Annotated in this window: 17 protein-coding genes; 14 read left to right on the forward strand and 3 right to left on the reverse strand. The window is 65.9% G+C overall.

Annotated elements, in window-relative coordinates; translation table 11 throughout:
• Nucleotides 1-35: 35 nt before the first annotated feature.
• From QQS53_RS10940 to QQS53_RS10960, 5 genes are all read left to right on the forward strand, one after another.
• Nucleotides 36-935: a class C sortase gene (locus tag QQS53_RS10940; RefSeq protein WP_472775857.1), complete on the forward strand. Its 900-nt coding sequence runs from the start codon at nt 36-38 to the stop codon at nt 933-935.
• Nucleotides 916-1,701 (forward strand): hypothetical protein, encoded by a 786-nt coding sequence (locus tag QQS53_RS10945; RefSeq protein ID WP_472775858.1) that lies wholly within the window; start codon nt 916-918, stop codon nt 1,699-1,701. The genes QQS53_RS10940 and QQS53_RS10945 overlap by 20 nt, the downstream gene beginning before the upstream one ends.
• Nucleotides 1,702-2,029: 328 nt before the next feature.
• Complete coding sequence (locus tag QQS53_RS10950) at nt 2,030-4,720, forward strand: SpaA isopeptide-forming pilin-related protein (protein WP_472775859.1); 2,691 nt, start codon at nt 2,030-2,032, stop codon at nt 4,718-4,720.
• A gap of 43 nt (nt 4,721-4,763) precedes the next feature.
• A complete protein-coding gene (locus tag QQS53_RS10955; protein WP_141759328.1) occupies nt 4,764-4,934 on the forward strand; it encodes a DUF4236 domain-containing protein in 171 nt (56 codons plus the stop codon).
• 34 nt (nt 4,935-4,968) lie between these two features.
• Nucleotides 4,969-6,222: a threonine/serine exporter family protein gene (locus QQS53_RS10960; RefSeq protein WP_472775917.1), complete on the forward strand. Its 1,254-nt coding sequence runs from the start codon at nt 4,969-4,971 to the stop codon at nt 6,220-6,222.
• On the opposite strand, the gene QQS53_RS10965 is transcribed toward QQS53_RS10960, so the two are convergent.
• Complete coding sequence (locus tag QQS53_RS10965) at nt 6,219-7,088, reverse strand: HhH-GPD family protein (protein WP_472775860.1); 870 nt, start codon at nt 7,086-7,088, stop codon at nt 6,219-6,221. The two genes, QQS53_RS10960 and QQS53_RS10965, sit on opposite strands and share 4 nt — an antisense overlap.
• A gap of 50 nt (nt 7,089-7,138) precedes the next feature.
• Here QQS53_RS10965 and QQS53_RS10970 point away from each other — a divergent pair, with 50 nt between their 5' ends.
• Together QQS53_RS10970 and QQS53_RS10975 are read left to right on the forward strand one after the other, a co-directional pair.
• Entirely contained in the window at nt 7,139-7,765 is a 627-nt protein-coding gene (locus tag QQS53_RS10970; protein WP_472775861.1) for a carbonic anhydrase, read from the forward strand.
• 81 nt (nt 7,766-7,846) lie between these two features.
• A complete protein-coding gene (locus QQS53_RS10975; protein WP_472775862.1) occupies nt 7,847-8,554 on the forward strand; it encodes a hypothetical protein in 708 nt (235 codons plus the stop codon).
• Here QQS53_RS10975 and radA read toward each other — a convergent pair.
• Both radA and QQS53_RS10985 read right to left on the reverse strand, forming a co-directional pair.
• Complete coding sequence (radA, locus tag QQS53_RS10980; protein WP_472775863.1) at nt 8,551-9,912, reverse strand: DNA repair protein RadA; 1,362 nt, start codon at nt 9,910-9,912, stop codon at nt 8,551-8,553. The genes QQS53_RS10975 and radA overlap by 4 nt on opposite strands.
• 86 nt (nt 9,913-9,998) lie before the next feature.
• Nucleotides 9,999-10,589, reverse strand: a complete 591-nt coding sequence (locus QQS53_RS10985) for a hypothetical protein (RefSeq protein ID WP_472775864.1) — start codon at nt 10,587-10,589, stop codon at nt 9,999-10,001.
• A 255-nt stretch (nt 10,590-10,844) separates the two neighbouring features.
• Here QQS53_RS10985 and QQS53_RS10990 point away from each other — a divergent pair, with 255 nt between their 5' ends.
• The 7 genes from QQS53_RS10990 to cysS are packed head-to-tail and all read left to right on the forward strand — an operon-like array spanning nt 10,845 to nt 18,150.
• Nucleotides 10,845-11,432, forward strand: coding sequence for a CarD family transcriptional regulator (locus tag QQS53_RS10990; protein WP_448239520.1), 588 nt, complete (start codon nt 10,845-10,847; stop codon nt 11,430-11,432).
• Nucleotides 11,432-12,199: a 2-C-methyl-D-erythritol 4-phosphate cytidylyltransferase gene (ispD, locus tag QQS53_RS10995; protein WP_472775865.1), complete on the forward strand. Its 768-nt coding sequence runs from the start codon at nt 11,432-11,434 to the stop codon at nt 12,197-12,199. Before QQS53_RS10990 ends, ispD begins: the two co-directional genes overlap by 1 nt.
• Nucleotides 12,162-12,650: a 2-C-methyl-D-erythritol 2,4-cyclodiphosphate synthase gene (ispF, locus tag QQS53_RS11000; RefSeq protein ID WP_472775866.1), complete on the forward strand. Its 489-nt coding sequence runs from the start codon at nt 12,162-12,164 to the stop codon at nt 12,648-12,650. The genes ispD and ispF overlap by 38 nt, the downstream gene beginning before the upstream one ends.
• 38 nt (nt 12,651-12,688) lie before the next feature.
• Nucleotides 12,689-14,797 carry an N-acetylglucosamine-specific PTS transporter subunit IIBC gene (gene nagE, locus QQS53_RS11005; RefSeq protein ID WP_472775867.1) on the forward strand — a complete coding sequence of 703 codons (2,109 nt, stop codon included), beginning with the start codon at nt 12,689-12,691 and terminating at the stop codon, nt 14,795-14,797.
• A complete protein-coding gene (locus tag QQS53_RS11010; RefSeq protein ID WP_472775868.1) occupies nt 14,797-15,936 on the forward strand; it encodes an N-acetylglucosamine-6-phosphate deacetylase in 1,140 nt (379 codons plus the stop codon). The genes nagE and QQS53_RS11010 overlap by 1 nt, the downstream gene beginning before the upstream one ends.
• A gap of 49 nt (nt 15,937-15,985) precedes the next feature.
• Nucleotides 15,986-16,732, forward strand: a complete 747-nt coding sequence (locus QQS53_RS11015; protein ID WP_472775869.1) for a glucosamine-6-phosphate deaminase — start codon at nt 15,986-15,988, stop codon at nt 16,730-16,732.
• A gap of 32 nt (nt 16,733-16,764) precedes the next feature.
• Nucleotides 16,765-18,150 carry a cysteine--tRNA ligase gene (gene cysS / locus QQS53_RS11020; RefSeq protein ID WP_472775870.1) on the forward strand — a complete coding sequence of 462 codons (1,386 nt, stop codon included), beginning with the start codon at nt 16,765-16,767 and terminating at the stop codon, nt 18,148-18,150.
• Nucleotides 18,151-18,154: the final 4 nt, after the last annotated feature.

Raw genomic sequence — 18,154 nt, forward strand, 5'->3', positions numbered from 1 at the left:
CCTAAAGCTGGCGCACAAAAGGCATTGGATTCTGCATGACACATCGAGTCTCGGCCGGACCGCGTACTGGTTCCGCCCGTTCACAGTGGCTGACCGTACTTCTGGTCCTGGCCGGGGTCTTGGTCATGCTCTATCCAGTTGCCTCTACGCTGCTCAATAACTACGGGGCCATGAAGGCGGTGGAGGACTACTCCAAGCTGGAAATGGATACCCCGAAGGAGCAGCTGGATGAGCAGTGGGCTGCTGCTCACGAATACAACCAGGAGCCGGCCGCTGGCCCCATCCTGGACCCCTGGCTCAATGAGATTCAGCCGACGGATAAGAACTATGCGCACTATCTGGAACAGCTGAACCAACATCCGGCCATGGGCCGCCTGGTCATCCCTTCGATCGATTCAGACCTGCCGATTTACCACGGCACAGAGGAAGAGGTTCTGCAGAAGGGAGTCGGGCACCTTTATGGATCTTCGCTGCCGGTAGGCGGGGAGGGGAGCCACTCGGTTCTCACCGCGCACACTGGTCTGCCGAATGCCACACTTTTCGACAATCTAAATAAAGTTAAAAAGGGCGAAGCCTTCTATATCTCGGTCGCCGGACACCGCCTGAAATACGAGGTCGACGACATCCAGGTCGTTCTGCCGCATGAGGTGGAATCCCTCCAACCGGTGGAAGGCAAAGACTACATCACCCTGGTCACCTGCACGCCGTACGGCATTAACACGCACCGACTTTTGGTCCGGGGCCACCAAGTCCCCCTCGACGAGGAAGACAACGAAGTCTTCGACAATGTGCACTCCAGCGTGTGGCAGTGGTGGATGTACCTGTTGGTCCTCGCTGCTGTCATCGCTATCGCGCTGCTGCTGCGTTGGTTGTGGAAGAACTCGCGCGCGAACCGTCGCGCTTTAGAAAACGTAAGTGATGAAGATGAATTTTAAAGCAACAACTGGCGCCTTCCTGGTGGCAGCTGCGTTGAGCATGGCCGGTGCCGGGCTCGCCACCGCCGCTCCCGTCGCTGGCACCGGCGTGAACGCCACCACGAGTGGGGCGACGTCCCTCCTTATCGATCTTTCCCCCTCCGTCGCGGCCGACGACGGAATTGACTCTTTTGCCGGCTACGCCATCCGCCTGCAGAAGGTTCGCGGGGTCTCGCCGAAGGATGCGGATTCTCTGGAGAAGCTGCGCCGCACCCCTGTACGCGAGATCGAGGAGAAATTCGGCTTCGACAAGTTCTTCGACTACGTGGTTGGGGAAGACAACAAGGTGGAGACCGAGGAACTGCCCGACGGCATCTACCTGGTGACCTCCCAGGCGACGGACCAGGGCAAAGAGGTCGCGCCCTTCCTGGTTGCTATTCCGTTCCACGGGCAACTGGACGCGGATGAGGTCCCTGGCGTCATCGTGGTAAAAACTCGGTCCGAGACTCCGCCATCGACGCCGGATAACCCGCCGACGACTCCGGAAACTCCAGCGCCCCCGACGTCTCCGGTTCCGCCGGACACGGTGACGTCGACGACGCCGGTTCCGCCGGACGATTTCACGGAACCTCCCGCACCGGGCCCTGATTCTTCCGCCCCGGGCGGTTCATTGGCCGTCACCGGCGCTCAGCTTATCGGGCTGCTGGTAGCGGGCGCTCTCTTCGTATTCTTCGGACTTGGGCTGCTGCTTCGGAACGCGCGTAAAACAGCCTCGGACCACAAATAACAAGCTTTACAAAAGGTAGGGAATTCGCGTGACCAACGTAGTGCAGGGCCGTACCCGAACGGGGCTGTCGCTGTTTGTTATCTTTGCCCTTATTGCTATGCTCAGTGTATTGGGGGTGCAAGGCGTAGAGGCACAAGAGGCGCCAGAACGAGAAGTCGATTCGAAAACCGAATCTTATTTCAATTATAGTTTTTACTCGAGCATCTACAAAGGTAAAGGCCGCCAGATGCTTGTGACCGTAAACGAAGGTGCCGCAGGAAATACCTTATTTGTAACCAAGGTGCGGATCCAAGGAAAGGCCTCTGCCTCAATCGAAGGTCCCTTACTCTTGGGGAAGGGAAACTCCAGCTCGATTACTCGGAGGGTAGAGAACGCAAATACCTGCTCACCTACGTCTGGGTATAGAACCTGCGTAGAGTTTTCACTGCAGAACAATGGTCTCGACCTTTGGGCCGGAAATAACGTTTATGTAGGCTTCTCCTCGTCTAATCGGTCTCAGTCGAACTTCCTGGTCGATTTCTTTGGCTATACGGAGAGTGACCTTGAGCCGGAACCCGAACCGGAGCCGCAAGCCGAATACGAGTGGGACAAGCAGGTCAACAACGGCCATCTGACCATGCGCTCGAAGGAGGCTAGGCAGGGGGATGACGGTCGCACCACCACTAGCATCCTGATGGAGCGGACCAACGACAGCGGTAGCCCGTTGCCGATCAAGAACTACGTGGTGGCAACCCCGCAGTTCCAGAACGGCTTCGACATCGACGGCGGCCGGGAAGCCGTGCTGCGCGTCTACGACCGCAACGGTCGCGTACTCTACGAGCAGAAGGGGCGCCCGGGCAGCGCTCCATTTGGGGTAACGGACCCGGTCAACCCGCAAAGGATGACTAATGGCAAATTCGGCAACCAGTGGGGTGGCCTTGTCATTGAATTGGATCGAGACGTGCAGCTGCCTCCGGGCGGCAAGATTACGGTCGAGGCCGGCGTGCACAAGCCTGCTAACGGAACTCCTATTAAGGATCCGAACGTCAACTCGATGATCGGCCCAGGCGAGCTGTCCTGGCAGATGGACCTTGGCTACCGCAATGACTCCGAGTGGGTAAACCCCTCGGTCCCGAACCCGGACATGCCGCGCCGTTGTGGCCTGCGCGTGGCCATCGTCAGCGACCAGTCCAGCTCGCTGGACAACGGTGACGTCAACGGCTGGCAGGCCAGCCGCCAGGCGGCTCGTTCCATGGTCCAGTCCCTGGAAGGCACTTCTACCCAGATTGGCGTCTACACCTTCGCGGGCACCGCCCCGGCGCAGCACCGTGATCCGAACACCGGCAGGGTCCGCAACATCGGTACTACCGCCCGTGGCAACGGACCGGATTACCGCGACGTCAATGACCCGAACGGCCTGCGCGAGATCTACAACGCGGTCGACGAGTGGGCGCTGAACTCCGGCATCCGCGACCTGACCCAGGAGCAGCGCCGCAACCTGCCCAACTTCACCACGAACTGGGCAGAAGGCCTCAAGCAGCTCAAGGACAACGGTTATGACGCGGTCTACTTCATCACCGACGGTATCCCGACCTCCGACCCGGAGACCCAGAATCAGCTGGCCATCAACGAGAGCTTCCTGAAAGAGCGCTCGCTGAATCTGGCTATCGATGCCGCCAACGAGCTCAAGGCTCAGGGCACCCGCGTGGTCCCCATCATGGTGCGCCAGAAAACGAGGGCTAATACCTTCGCCACGGAAGACATCGCGCTGAAACAGATCCGCAACCTCCCGACGAGCAACCAGGTAGAGGCGGCCGGCGCGATCCGCGAAGGCGACCTGCGCTACCGCAATGTGCGCCGCGCACCGGACGAGGAGATAGCCGCCGGCCTCTACAAACACGGCAGCGACTCGGGCGCGGTCTTCGTATTCAAGGAGGCCGTGGCCGCGGGCGAATACCGAGTCGACATCTACCGCAACGGCGAGTGGGTGGACGTGACGGAGAACCCGGAAATTTGGTCCTACGGCATGCGTTCTTACGAACAAATGGCTAAGGATATCTCCGACGAGGATGCGCCGATCCTGATTGACAACTTCTCTGAGCTGGCGTCCCAGGTGGAGGCCTTCGGCCAGGAGCTGGCTAATCTCTGCCGCGGCGCCATCCAAGTCAAGAAGCAGATCGTGGAAGCCGACCCGGACGGCCAGGTGCGCGTCGTGGATGACGCAGCCGGTGGATGGGAATTTAATGCTACGGCGGGCGACCGCGTGCTGCGAGAAGGTGACGACGAGCTGGTCCGTTCCTCGTCCCAGGTCACACCCGACAGCGGTAGCGGCAAGGGTGTGGTCCATTGGGACATCCGCTCCGAGCAGGCACAGCGCATCAGCATCGAGGAGACCCAGCAGGAAGGCTTCAGTCTTCTAAAGCAGGACGGTCAAAACGCGAAGTGCACCCAGACTCTGAACGGGCGCACTACCCCGCTGGATGTGACGAACGAAGGCGCGACCGGGTTTAACGTCAACGTGGCGGAGGATAACCTGAACTTGGCTTTCGTAAGCTGTACGGTCACCAACACGAAGAGCGTGCCAAAGCAGGGAAGAGTCAACCTAGAGAAAGCAACCTATGATCCTTCCGGCGAGGTCAAGGTCCTGCAGGGCCTGGGCGGCGCGAAGTTCGAGGTCTACTCGGACGCTGAGCTAAACAACCTGGTGGCGGTTATCGAACCTGGGCAAACCAGTTTCGACGTGAACAATACTGGCACCTACTACCTGGTCGAAGTGCGTTCTCCGAAGGGGCACAACCTGCTGGCGCAGCCGGCCCGCTTCGACATCGTCACGGACGGTTCGAACGGCGAGTACCGCATCTCCGCCGCAGGCCCGCTGCTAAAAACCCGCGGTGAGGGTAACGACATGGTGCTAGTTGTCCAAGACACTAAGACGGGCAAACTGCCCCGTACCGGTGGCCTGGGCGTGGCTGTTTGGGCTTTGGCCGGCGTGGTGTTGCTCGGCGCAGCTGCGTGGTTGGCACGCGGACGTCGTAAATAGAGCCGAGCGTGAGCGGTAGCGAAACTGGGCTAGAATCACTGGCATGGGATTGCAATACCGCTCACGCAAGAAGACCGGCAAGAACAGCTGGATCAACTTCTCCGGCCGCGGGGCTTCGGCCTCGACCAAGATTGGCCCGGTGACGTTCAACTCCCGCGGCGGGTTCTGGGTGAACCTGCCGGGCGGGCTCAACTGGCGGGGACGCTGGCGCTAAAGTGACCCCGCCGCCGTACGAAAAGCACCGCCGCATGGGCGTCGAGGCCGACGTGGTCCTGCGCCTGGGAATGTTGCTCATGGGGGCGGGCACGTCGGGCTACCGTGTGCTGCGCGGGATGAAGCGCGCGGCGCGGGCGCTCGGCTTCGACCGGCTGGATGCCACGGTCGGGCTGACGCAGATCACCTGTACCTTCCACCGCGGCGAAATTTTCCGCACGGTGATTTCCCGGCAGCACTCGCCGGCGGTGGACGCCTCCCGAATTGAGGCCATCGAAGATCTGACCCGGCACCACCTGCACTTCGGGATTACGGCCGAGGAGCTATCCGAAAAGCTCGACCAAATCGAGCACAACGTGCGTAAGCGCTGGAACGGCTGGGTGCTCTCCGCCGCGGCGGCGGTGGCGTGCGCGTCGTTCGCGCTGCTGAATTTCTTTCCCCTGGCCGCGGTCGGGATCGTGGCCTTGGCCGCTTTCAGCGGGCAATTCGTGCGCCACTTCGTGCTGAGCAACCACGTCCACCAGATTGGCGGCATCGTCGCCGGCGGGGCGACGGCCAGCCTGGTCTTCTTCCTCGTTACTGAGCTCGTCGGCGCCCTAGGGCTGGCCGACCCGGGGGACTTTTCCTCCGGCTACGTGGCGGCGGTGCTCTTTTTGATCCCGGGCTTTCCTCTGTTCTCCGCGCTGATTGATATCGCGCGCTTCGACTTCGACGCCGGCATGGTGCGGCTGGCTTATGCCTTTACCGTCATTTTCGCCGCCACCTTCACCGTGGCCATGGTCAGCTGGCTGACGGATTTGAACCCGGCCCCGCCGGTGCCGGCTACCGATGCCACCTGGTACACCATGGCTGTCCTAGCCAGTTTCTTCGGCATCGCGGGCTTCGCCTTCCTGTTTAATTCCTCCCGCCGGATGATCCTGGTGGCCGCGGTGGTGGGCACCGTCGCGAACGCTGCGCGGCTTTTCCTGCTGCACCTGGGCACCACCGGGTATTTCGCGGCGTTTTGCGGCGGTCTGGTTATCGGCCTGTTGGGCGCGCTGGCCTCCCGGAAGGCCCGGCTGCCGCGGATTACCACGACGGTGCCGGCCGCGGTCATCATGATCCCCGGGGTAACCATGTTTCGGGCGGTCTACTACCTCAACGCCGGGCAGATGGATCAGGCCCTGGCCAACCTGGCCACCAGCATGATGGTGGTCGCTTCCATCGGGGCCGGCTTGGTCCTGGCCCGGCTGTTCACAGACCCGGACTGGGCGCTGACCCGGCTGATCGACTTTTCCGTCCGGCCCTAGCGCGGCAGGTGGAACAGGCCTTGCTCGTCTTGTTCGGCGAGCCCGTCGGCCAGGAGCGAGGCCAGCGCCCGGGAGCGCTGCGGGGCGTCCGGCCAGACGACGTCGATGGCCGCTTGGGGCACGGGGGCATCGGCAGCGCGCAGCACGTCCATGATTTTGCCGCGCACCTGCCGGTCGGTGCCGGCGAATTTCTGGACCCGCTTCTTGGCTTGGGTGAGTTCTTCTTCGGTAGGTTCCGGGCAGCCGGCCGCCTGCCAGGCGCAGGTAGCTTTTAACGGGCAGGCGGGGCAGTCCGGGGACTTGGCGCGGCAGACTAGCGCGCCCAGCTCCATCAGCGCCACGGAGACGGTGGGGCCGTTATCCTTCGGCAGGAGCGCGGCGACCTGGGCGAGCTCTCTCTTCGACGGGGTGGGGGCTAGGAAATTGCCGTTCTCGGCGCGCTCGACCACGCGGCGGACGTTGGTGTCGACCACCGGGACGTTGTGGCCGTAGTGAAAGCAGGCCACCGCGCGGGCGGTGTAGTCGCCGATGCCCGGCAGGCCCAGCAGATCATCGACGTCGTCGGGGACCTCGCCGGCAAAGTCGTCGCGGACCACCTGCGCGCACTCCCACAGGCGTAGCGCGCGGCGCGGGTAGCCCAGCTTGCCCCAGGCGCGCAGGACCTCGTCCCGGCTGGCGGTGGCGAAATCGGTAGGGGTGGGCCAGCGGCGCATCCACTCCTGCCAGACCGGCGCGACCCGGGCCACGGGGGTCTGTTGGCTCATGATCTCGCTGACCAACACGCCCCACGCGGTCGTCGACGGCGCCCGCCAGGGCAGGGGCCGGCGGGCGTGGGCGAACCAATCGAGCAAAGCACCAGTATCCATATCTGTGCAGGAGTCTAATAGGCGCCGCGCGCAGGGCTATAATTTGAGCCATGCCACTGAAAGATAAAAAGCAAAGCCCCCGGGAAGTCTGGGAGACCCTCCAAGCGGGAAACGCTCGCTTCCGCGACAACGCTCCGCTGCACCCGCACAGCGACGAGGAGCGTCGTGCCGGCCTGCGCGGCGGCCAGGATCCCCGCGTGGTGGTCCTGTCGTGCTCGGATTCCCGCGCACCGGTGGAGATCCTCTTCGACCTGGGTCTGGGGGATGCTTTCGTCATCCGCACCGCCGGGCACATCCTGGATACCGCGGTGAAGGGCTCGCTGGAATACGCCCTGGAAAACCTGAACTGCAACCTGGTGGTTATTCTGGGCCACCAGTCCTGCGGCGCGGTGGCCGCCACCGCTTCTGTGGTGGACCAGCACGCCGAACTGCCCGCCGGCTTCCAGCGCGCGATCATCGAAAAGGTAGCCCTGTCGACGCTGAAGTCCAAGCGCGCCGGCAGCTCGAGCACCGACGACTACGAGCGCCAGCACGTGCGCGAGACCGTCGACCAGCTCGTGGCCAGCCTCTCGGCCCTGGAGCGCAAGGTAGAGGAAGGCACCGTCGGCGTCGTCGGCGCCCGCTATCTGCTGGAGGATTCCACGGTCGAGACCCTGGTGACCCACGGGCTGGACTGAGCTGCGAGACCGCTGGTCATTTGAAGACACGCCCCACCAGCTGCCAGCCGTCGCCGCTGCTGAGGCAATAAACTATAAGCCGTGACTAACCGTAGCCCCCAGCAGAAGCGCCCCCTGCCCAACGAGATCTACCAGCGCCGCCGCGTCGCGGCGTTGGTCGTCATCGTCGTGGTCGTCGTTCTGCTGGTCTGGGTGCTGAGCATGGTCGGCGGCTCCGGCAACGACAAGGCGACCGAGCCGGCCGCCGAGACCACCTCGGAGCCGGAAACCACCGCGGTGGAGTCAGAAACCGAGTCCGAATCTCAGTCGGAGACTGAGTCCGAGACCGAATCCGAGTCTGCCCGCGAAAGCGAAGACGCGGAAGCGAGCTCGGAGCCGGTGGCCGCTGATGCGAAGGACACCTGTCAGCTGGCCGATCTGAAGATCACCGCGAGCAGCGACAAGGCCACCTACGGCGAGGGCGAGCTGCCCACCTTCTACATGACGGTGGAAAACCCCACCAAGGCCGACTGCCAGATCAACCTCGACGATCAGGAGCTGCGCTTCGAGGTCTACAACCTGGGCACCAACCAGCGGATGTGGGCGGACACGGACTGCTACCCGTCGGTGCAGGAGGGCGAGCAGACCTTCGAGTCCGGCAAGAAGCGCCACTTCCAGGCGACCTGGTCGCGGCAGACCTCCGCCCCAGAGCAGTGCAACGACCGCTCCGCCGTTCAGCCGGGCGGCTACTACCTCCACGCCGTCATCGGCGATAACCCCTCTGCCGCCCACACCTTCAATCTGTCCTAGGGGCTGACCAGCTCGATGGCCTCCCGCAGCGTCTGCGCCTGGCGCACCTGCAGGGTGGTCTCCAGGTTCTTCGTGGCCGGGACGATGGCGGCCTCGTAGCCCAGCCGGGCGGCCTCACTCAGCCGACGCGCCAGGTTGGGCACCGGGCGCAGCTCGCCCGCCAGGCCGACCTCGCCGATGACGACGGTGCGCGGCGGCAGCGGCTGCTCGTGCAGGGAGGACCACGTGGCCAGCGCGACCGCCAAATCCGTGGCTGTCTCCGAGATACGCACGCCGCCGACCGTGGCGACGTAGGCGTCCTTATCATTGGTGCGCTGGCCGGCCCGGGCCTGCAGGACCGCCAGCACCATCGGCACCCGGTTGGTATCCAGGCCGGTGACCACGCGGCGCGGGTTCTTCGCCACCGGGTCCACGGTCAGGGCCTGGACCTCGGCCAGGATGGGGCGCACGCCGTCCATGGCCACGGTCACCGCGGAACCGTCCGGGGTGGTCCCGCGGTGGGAGAGGAAGAGCCCGGACGGGTCGGCTACCTCGCGGATGCCGGTGGCGGTCTGCTCGAAGCAGCCGACCTCATCCGTGGCGCCGAAGCGGTTCTTCATGCCGCGCAGCATTCGCAGGCTGGACTGCTTGTCGCCCTCGAAGTTCAAGACCACGTCGACCAAGTGCTCCAGCACCCGCGGGCCGGCCACGTTGCCGTCCTTGGTGACGTGGCCGACCACCAGGATGGGGATGCCCGTCGACTTGGCGAGGGTGGTCAGCGCCGCGGTCACGGCCCGGGACTGGGCCACGCCGCCGGCCACGCCCTCCACGCCGGGCGCCTGCATGGTCTGGACCGAGTCCACGATGATGAGCGAGGGCTGGGTCTGCTTGACGTGCCCGAAGACGACGTCCAGGTTGGACTCGGCCGCCAAGTACAGGGTGTCCTGGAGCGCGCCGGTGCGCTCGGCGCGGGCGCGGACCTGGCCCGCTGACTCCTCCGCGGTGACGTAAAGCGCGGTGCGGTCCTGCTGGGTCCAGCGGGAGGCGACCTCTAACAACAGCGTGGATTTGCCCACGCCGGGCTCGCCCGCCATGAGCACGACGGAGCCGGGGACGATGCCGGTGCCGAGCACCCGGTCCAGCTCCGAGATGCCGGTTTTCTGCGTGCGGGTGGCCGAGGCGGTGATTTTGGTCATCGGCTGCGCCGGGCTGGACGGGGTCAGGCCCTGCGGCGCGCTGGTGGTCGCGGCCGCCGGGCTGGCCGGCGTGGATTCCTGGAACGTACCCCACGACCCGCATTCCGGGCAGCGCCCCAGCCACTTCGGGGAGACGTAGTTGCACTCGGTACAGGTATGGATGGGACGCTGCTTCTTTGCCATGCCCCTAGCTTAAAACACGCCCCGGACATTCCCGCAGATACAACAAATCCCCCGGCCGCAGCCAGGGGAGATGGGAAAGCTAGTGCTTAGTGGCCGGAGGGCTCCTCGGTGGTGTAGCCCTCAGTGGACTCGACGTCGCGGTTGTACTCGCCGGCTTCCTTCTGGGAGGCGGCGATGGTGGCGTTGACCTCGATGTCGCCGTTGGAGAACTGGAAGACCACGGTGCGGTGGCCGGCGTAGCCGAAGTCGTCATCCTGCATGGTGGTGGCGACGTACTGGATGTCCTCGGACTCAGCCTGCGGCATGTTGTCCAGGTTCTCCTGGGAGTCGCCCACCAGGCGCTGGTCGCGGTTGATGGGCTTGAGGGAAGCCGGCTGCAGCTGGACTTCCTGGCCGTCCACGGTGACGGACTCCAGCTCGGCCGCCTGGTCCTCGTAGCCCTGGTTCACGGCGGTGAACTTCAGGGAGGCGTGCTGGTTGTCCGGCTCGACCAGAATGGTCACGTCACGCACCGCAATCAGGCCATCTTCGGTGGAAGCTTCGGAGCCATCAACGGCAGCGACCTGGTCGGCGGTCTGGGTGACATGGCCGGCGGAGCAGGAAGCCAGCGCCAGCGCGGACGCAGCGGTAACCGAAACGATGACACCGCGACGGGCGGCAGACTTCAGGGACTTCACTTTGGGTTGTCCTCCATCAACTAAAGATCACAGGGATTTGTCGATTATCAAGCCTAGTATTTTTTCCAACCAAGTACACAGTTTTCAACCCCAACGTGACCTAGCCCCCGCTCTAGGGAGGGCAATTGGGGGTGTACTTTTGGGGGATGTAGCCGGCCGGCCCCGGGGGAGGTGCCGCGTGGTAGAATATTTGTCCTATGTGCCTGCCAGGCAGGCTTTAGGGGTACCTCTTTAACAATCGAGCAAGGAGTGGCAATGGAGTTCAAGGTCGGAGAGGTGGTTGTTTACCCGCACCACGGCGCCGCGGTGATCGAAGACATTGAGCAGCGCGAAATGGGCGGCGAGGAGCTGGAGTACTTGGTGCTCCACATCAACCAGTCCGACCTGGTTGTCCGCGTGCCCTCCAAGAACGCCAAGAAGGTCGGCGTGCGCGACGTGGTGGGCAAGGAAGGCCTGGAAAAGGTCTTCTCCGTACTGCGCGAAGAGGACGTGGAGGAGGCCGGCAACTGGTCTCGCCGCTACAAGGCCAACCAGGAGCGCCTAGCCTCCGGTGACATCAACAAGGTCGCCGAGGTCGTGCGCGACCTCTGGCGCCGCGATCAGGACCGGGGCCTGTCCGCGGGCGAGAAGCGCATGCTGGTCAAGGCCCGCCAGATCCTCGTCGGCGAGCTGGCCCTGGCCAAGCCGGTCGATGACGCGAAGGCGGACAAGATGATGGACGAAATCAACGCCACCATCGAGCGCCACCGCGCCGCCGGCCTGGTTGAGGACAAGTCGGTGACTACCGACGTCGACACCGACGACGTCGACCTGGGCGACCTGTCCTTCGACGACGAAGACTAGTGACTCGCCGGGTTATCGCGCTCATCGCCGCCGCCGGCAGCGGCACGCGGCTGGGCGCCGAGCTGCCGAAGGCCTACGTCGAGCTGGCCGGCCGCAGCCTGCTGGAACGCTCCGTCCAGGCGATGATTAACTCCGCCGTGGTGGACGAGGTCGTCGTCCTCATCAACCCCGTCATGCGCGCCCACGCCGAGCGCGCTCTGGCCCGCCAGGCTCAGGAGATCCCGCTGCGCTTTGTCGCCGGCGGCGGCGAACGCGCCGACTCGGTCTGGGCCGGGCTGCAGGCCATCGACCACGAAGACGCGGTCGTGCTGGTCCACGACGCCGCCCGCGCGCTCACGCCCCCGGGGATGATTAGTCGGGTCGTGCGCAAGGTGCTAGACGGGGCGCCGGCCGTCATCCCGGTCCTGCCGGTCGCCGACACCATCAAAGAGGTGGCGGCCGGGGATACCTCCCGGGTGCGCTCCACGCCGGACCGCAGCCTGCTGCGCGCGGTCCAGACCCCGCAGGGCTTCGACCTGGCCACCCTGCGCCGGGCCAACGAGGCTTATTTCGCCGCCGATTCCCGCGAGTTCGTCGCCACCGACGACGCGAGCCTCTTGGAATGGTTCGGCTGCCCGGTCGTGACGGTGACAGGTGATCCCATGGCATTTAAAATCACTACCCCTATAGATCTGCGGCTGGCTCAGGCCGTAGTATCTGAGGCTGAACCCACAGTTTTTGAGGTGCCTAATGAACGAACCGATCCTGCCCAAGGTGGGCATAGCTAGCGACGCTCACCAGATCGAAGCCGGCAAGCCGTGCTGGATTGCCGGGCTGCTCTTCGCCGACGACGACGGCTGCGAGGGCCACTCGGACGGGGACGTGGTCTCCCATGCCCTGGTCGACGCCCTCCTGTCGGCCGTGGGGCTGGGGGACCTGGGCTCGTTCGTGGGCGTGGGCCGGGCCGAATACGACAACGTATCCGGGGCCCGCTTGCTCACCGAGTGCCGGGAATTCCTGGCCGCGCACGGCTACCGGATTGGCAACGCTTCCGCGCAGCTCATCGGGCAAACGCCGAAGATGGGGCCGCGGCGCGAGGAGGCCGAGCGCACCCTCACCGAGCTCCTGGGCGCTCCCGTGAGCGTTTCCGCTACCACCACCGATCACCTGGGCTTTACCGGCCGCAAAGAAGGCCGCGCGGCCATTGCCACCGCCCTGGTGTATTCCTGCCGGGACTAGTCTTCCGGTTTTTTAAGAAAGCTAAGGAGTAAAGCGCCATGGACAAGGTCATGGGACCGCTGCAAAAGCTCGGAAAGGCGCTGATGGGCGCGGTGGCGGTGCTGCCGGTCGCGGCGCTGATGACGGGCATCGGCTACTTCCTCGACGCTCGGGGAGGTGAACGCTTAAGCTTCTTGGCCTCTGTCTTCCAGCAGGCCGGCGGGGCGGTGCTGGATAACCTCGGCGTGCTCTTCGCCATCGCCATCTCCTTCGGGCTGGCCAAGGACTCCAACGGCGCGGCCGCGCTGTCGGGCTTCCTCGGGTTTTTCACCGTCACCAAGCTGGTCGGTCCGGAGGCCGTGGCCAACTACCGCGGCATCGAGGACCCTGCCGCCCTGGAGGGCGATCAGGCCCTCGACTGGGCGGCGCAGGGCTGGGACGCGGTCGGCCCGGCGAACGTGCTGCTGGGTATTTTCGTCGGCGTGCTCGCCGCGTGGACCTACAACCGCTTCCACGCCACCAAGCTGCCAGACGCGCTGGCGTTCTTCTCCGGCCGGCGCCTGGTTCCCATCTTGACCTCCCTGTTTTCCATCGTGCTGGCCGGGGTCTTCTACTTCCTCTGGCCGGTGCTGTATACCGCCTTCTTCAACTTCGGCCAGTGGATCCAGGGCATGGGCGCCATCGGCGCCGGCGTCTACGGCGTGTCCAACCGCCTGCTCATCCCGACCGGCCTGCACCACGCGCTGAATGCCATCTTCTGGTTCGACGTGGTCGGGATTAACGACATCGGCAAGTTCCTGGGCGGCGCGGACACCCTGGCCGCCGCCCAAGCCGCTAGCGATGCCGCCTCCTGCCCCGGCGTCTGGGACGGCTCGAGCTGCGAGGTCGTAGGCGTCATCGGCCAGTACCAGGCGGGCTTTTTCCCCGTGATGATGTTCGGCTTGCCGGGCGCGGCGCTGGCGATGACGCTGCGCGCCAAGCCGGAGCGCCGCAAGGTGGTCGGCTCGCTGATGCTGGCCGGCGCGCTGGCCTCCTTCCTCACCGGTGTCACCGAGCCCATCGAGTTCTCCTTCATGTTCGTCGCACCCCTGTTGTTCGTGGTGCACGCGATCCTGATGGGGATTTCCATGGCGATCGCTTCCTTCTTCGACTGGACCGCGGGCTTCGGCTTCTCCGCCGGCTTCTTCGACATGCTGCTGTCCTCGCAGAACCCGCTGGCCAACCATTGGTGGATGCTGCTGGTGATGGGAGTGGCCTACTTCTTTATCTACTTCGGGCTCTTCTACTACCTCATCGGGAAGTTCAACCTGAAGACCCCGGGCCGCGGCGACGACGGCGACGACGAGGAAGACGGATCGAGCGACGGGACTGACGGGGCGGAAGGCGACGACAAGCTGGCCGCGCAGGCCGCCCGGATCCTCGACGGCCTCGGCGGGGCGGAAAACCTCAACACGATGGAATACTGCACCACGCGCCTGCGCACCACCGTGCACGACCCGCAGCTGGTTAAGGAGCAGGCGCTTAAATCCGCCGGCGTGGCCGGGGTCTACCGACCTTCGGCCAAGGGCGTGCAGGTCATCATCGGGCCCAACGTGCAGTTCGTCCACGACGAGGTGCGGCGCCAGATGGAGCACCCGGTGGCGGTCGCGTCCCCGGCCCCCGCTCCAGCTCCTGCTCCCGCTGATTCTGTGGAAAAGGCGGGCGTGACGGAGCTGTCCGCGCCCACCGAGGGCAAGGCCATCCCGCTGGAGGAGGTGGCGGATCCCGCCTTCGCGGGCGGCCAGGTGGGCCCCGGTTTCGCCATCGTGCCGGGCAACGAGGACGAGCTGGTGGTCGCCTCCCCGGTGGCCGGCGAGGTCACCATGGTGGCCAAGACCAAGCACGCGGTCGCGGTGCGCAGCGCCGAGGGGCTGGACGTGCTGGTCCACATCGGCATGGACACCGTGGGCCTGCGCGGGGCGGGCTTCGAGGTGCTAGTCAACCGCGGGGACGCGGTGGAGCCGGGCCACCCGCTGGTGCGGGTGGATGCGGCCGCCCTGCGTGCCCGCGGCATCGACCTGACCACTCCGGTGGTGGTGACCAACAAGAAGAAGGTCGCATCCACCGCGCTGATGCGCGCCGGGGACGTGGCCGTGGGCCAGCACGTGATGGAGGTGGAGTACCGCTAATGGCCGGTTGTACTATCTCCGCCCGGCTCACCGACGGCCGGGCCGAGCCCTACCCCGCGCGGGTGCGCGTGGATGCCGAGGGCGTTGTCGAAAGCGTGGAGCGCCTCGAGTCCTCCCCCGACAAGTTGGGAGTAGTCGCGCCGGGCCTGGTGGACGTCCACAACCACGGCGGGGCGCGCGGGGCCTTTCCCACGGGGACGCTCGCCGAATGCCGGCAGGCGGCCGAATTCCACCGCCAGCAGGGCAGCGTCCACCTCCTGGCGAGCTTGGTCTCCGGGACGGAGGAGGAGCTGACCCGCCAGGTCGGCGTGTTGGCGCCGCTGGTGGCCGAAGGCGTGGTGGACGGGATCCACCTGGAGGGCCCGTTCATCCACACCGCCAAGTGCGGGGCGCAGGCCCCGGACCGCATCCAGGACGGCGACCCGGCCATGCTGCGGCGCATCCTAGAGCGCGGCGCCGGGACGGTCCGCCAGCTGACCTTCGCCCCGGAAACGCCCAACGCCCGGGCGCTGGTGGACGCCTGCGTCGAGTACGGCGTCATCGTCTCCCTGGGGCACACCACGGCGGACTTCGCCACCACCGCCGGTGTCCTTGACTACGCGGTCGCCCGCGGCGCGACGGTCACGGCCACGCACCTGTTCAACGCCATGCCGCCGCTGCACCACCGCCAGCCCGGGGCCGTGGGCGCCCTGCTCGCGGCCGCCGCCCGCGGCGAGGTGGCCGTGGAGGCCATCGGCGACGGGGTGCACCTGGCCGACGGGACCGTGGACGTCGTCGCCGCCTGCGCCGGCGACGGCCTGATGCTCATCACCGACGCGATGGAGGCCGCCGGGATGCCGGACGGGGCCTACACGTTGGGCCCGCTCGACGTCGTCGTCGCCGGCGGGGTGGCCCGGCTGGCTGGCGTCGGCGGCGCCATCGCGGGCGGGACGAGCACCCTGGCCCAGCAGTTCGTGCGGTTTAGCGCCCGCCACGGGGCGGCCGCCGCGGCGCGGGCAGCAGCGGTGAATCCCGGCCGCCTGCTGGGCCTGGACCAGGCGCGCGGCCTGCAGGTCGGCCAGCCCGCGGAATTCGTGGAATTCGACCCCGCCGGGGCGGTTCGCACCGTCTTCGCCGGCGGCACGCGATTGCGGGGATAATAGGGGGCACGAGTTAGTAGGCGGAACAAAAGGACGGGAGGCGGCAAGCATGGAGGTCATCATCCGGGACAGTGCGGCGGAGGTTGCGACGGTGGCCGCGGATATCCTGGGCGGGTATTTCCGCCCCGGCGGGGTCATCGGGGTGGCCACGGGATCGACTCCGCTGGCCACCTACGCCGAGATTATCGCCCGCGCGCGGGCCGGGAGCCTGAAGACCCGCGGGGTGGATTTTTTCGCCCTGGACGAATACGTCGGGCTGGGCCGCGACCACCCGCAGAGCTACTACCAGACGCTGCGCCGTGAGCTCATCGACCCGCTGGGGGTCGAGCCGGCGCGGCTGCACGTGCCGGATGCGGCCGCGGCGGAGCGCTACGAAGACGAGATCGCGGCGGCCGGCGGCATCGACTGCCAGCTGCTGGGGGTAGGCAAAAACGGGCACATCGGCTTCAACGAGCCGGGCAGTTCGCTCAACTCCCTGACCCGCTGGAAGACGCTGCACCCGCAGACCGTGGCGGATAATTCCCGCTTCTTCGCCTCCGCCGAAGAGGTCCCGCGCCACGTCGTCACGCAGGGCCTGGACACCATTCAGCGCGCCGGACACCTGCTGCTCATTGCCACCGGCGCAAACAAGCAGGACGCGGTCGCCGGGCTGGTCGAAGGTCCCTTGAGCGCGGCGTGCCCGGCCTCCATCCTGCAGTGGCACCGGCACGCCACGGTGGTGGTGGACGCGGCCGCCGCGGCCGGCCTGCGCAACCGCGAATATTACGAGTTCGCGGAGGCGAATAAGCCCAACTAGGACGGCAGATACGGTTAGGTAGAATTACTGTTGTGACTTTGCGTATCTATGACACTGCGTCCCGTAACCTCCGCGATTTTGAGCCGCTTCGCCCCGGCCACGTGTCGGTCTACCTGTGTGGGGCCACCCCGCAGGCCAAGCCGCACATCGGGCACCTGCGGTCGGGGGTCGCCTTCGACATCCTGCGCCGCTGGCTCATGGCCAAGGGCTGGGACGTGGCCTTCGTGCGCAACGTGACCGATATTGATGACAAGATCCTGACCAAGGCCGCCGACAATGGCCGCCCCTGGTGGGAGTGGGTGTCCACCTACGAGCGCGAGTTCACCGCCGCCTACAACATGCTGGGCGTGCTGCCGCCGTCCGTGGAGCCGCGCGCGACCGGCTTCGTGACCCAGATGGTCGACTACATGCAACGGCTTATCGACAACGGCTTCGCCTACGCGGCCGATGGCTCGGTCTACTTCGACGTTCACGCCTGGACCAGGGCGGAAGGCTCCGACTACGGCAGCCTGTCCGGCAACCGCGTCGAGGAGATGGAGCAGGGCGAGACGGACAACGCCGGCAAGCGCAACGCGCTGGACTTCGCGCTGTGGAAGGCCGCCAAGCCGGGCGAGCCAGCCTGGCCCACCCCGTGGGGTAAGGGCCGCCCGGGCTGGCACCTGGAGTGCTCGGCGATGTCCACCTACTACCTGGGCTCCGAGTTCGATATCCACTGCGGCGGCCTGGACCTGCAGTTCCCGCACCACGAGAACGAGATGGCGCAGTCGCATGCGGCCGGGGACGGCTTCGCGCGGTACTGGATGCACAACCACTGGGTGACCATGGCGGGCGAGAAGATGTCGAAGTCCCTGGGCAACGTGCTCAGTGTGGACAACATGCTGGAATTAGTCCGGCCCGTGGAACTGCGCTATTATCTAGGCTCCGCGCACTACCGCTCGGTGCTGGAATACTCCGAGGCCGCGCTCACCGAGGCCGCCGCCGGCTACCGCCGTATCGAGGACCTGGTCAACCGCTTCCCGGACCTGGCGCTGGGCGAGTGGACCGAGGCCTTCGGCGCCGCAATGGACGAGGACATCGCCGTGCCCAAGGCGCTGGCCGAAATCCACACCACCGTCCGCGCGGCCAACAAGGAGCTGGCCGCCGGCGACGAGGGCGCCGCCAGGAAGCTGGCGGAATCCGTGCGCGCCATGGCCGCGGTCCTGGGCTTCGACCCGCTGGATGAGAAGTGGGCGGCGGGCGCGGGCTCTTCGGCTGCCGATGCCGCCCTGGATCAGCTGGTCCAGGCCGAGCTGGACCGGCGTGCCCAGGCCCGCAAGGACAAGGACTTCGCCACCGCGGACGCGGTGCGCGACCGGTTGGCCGCGGCGGGCATTACGGTCACGGACACTCCCGACGGCGCCACCTGGCAGCTGTCTTAAGACT

The organism is Corynebacterium sp. 2571A, assembly GCF_055700935.1.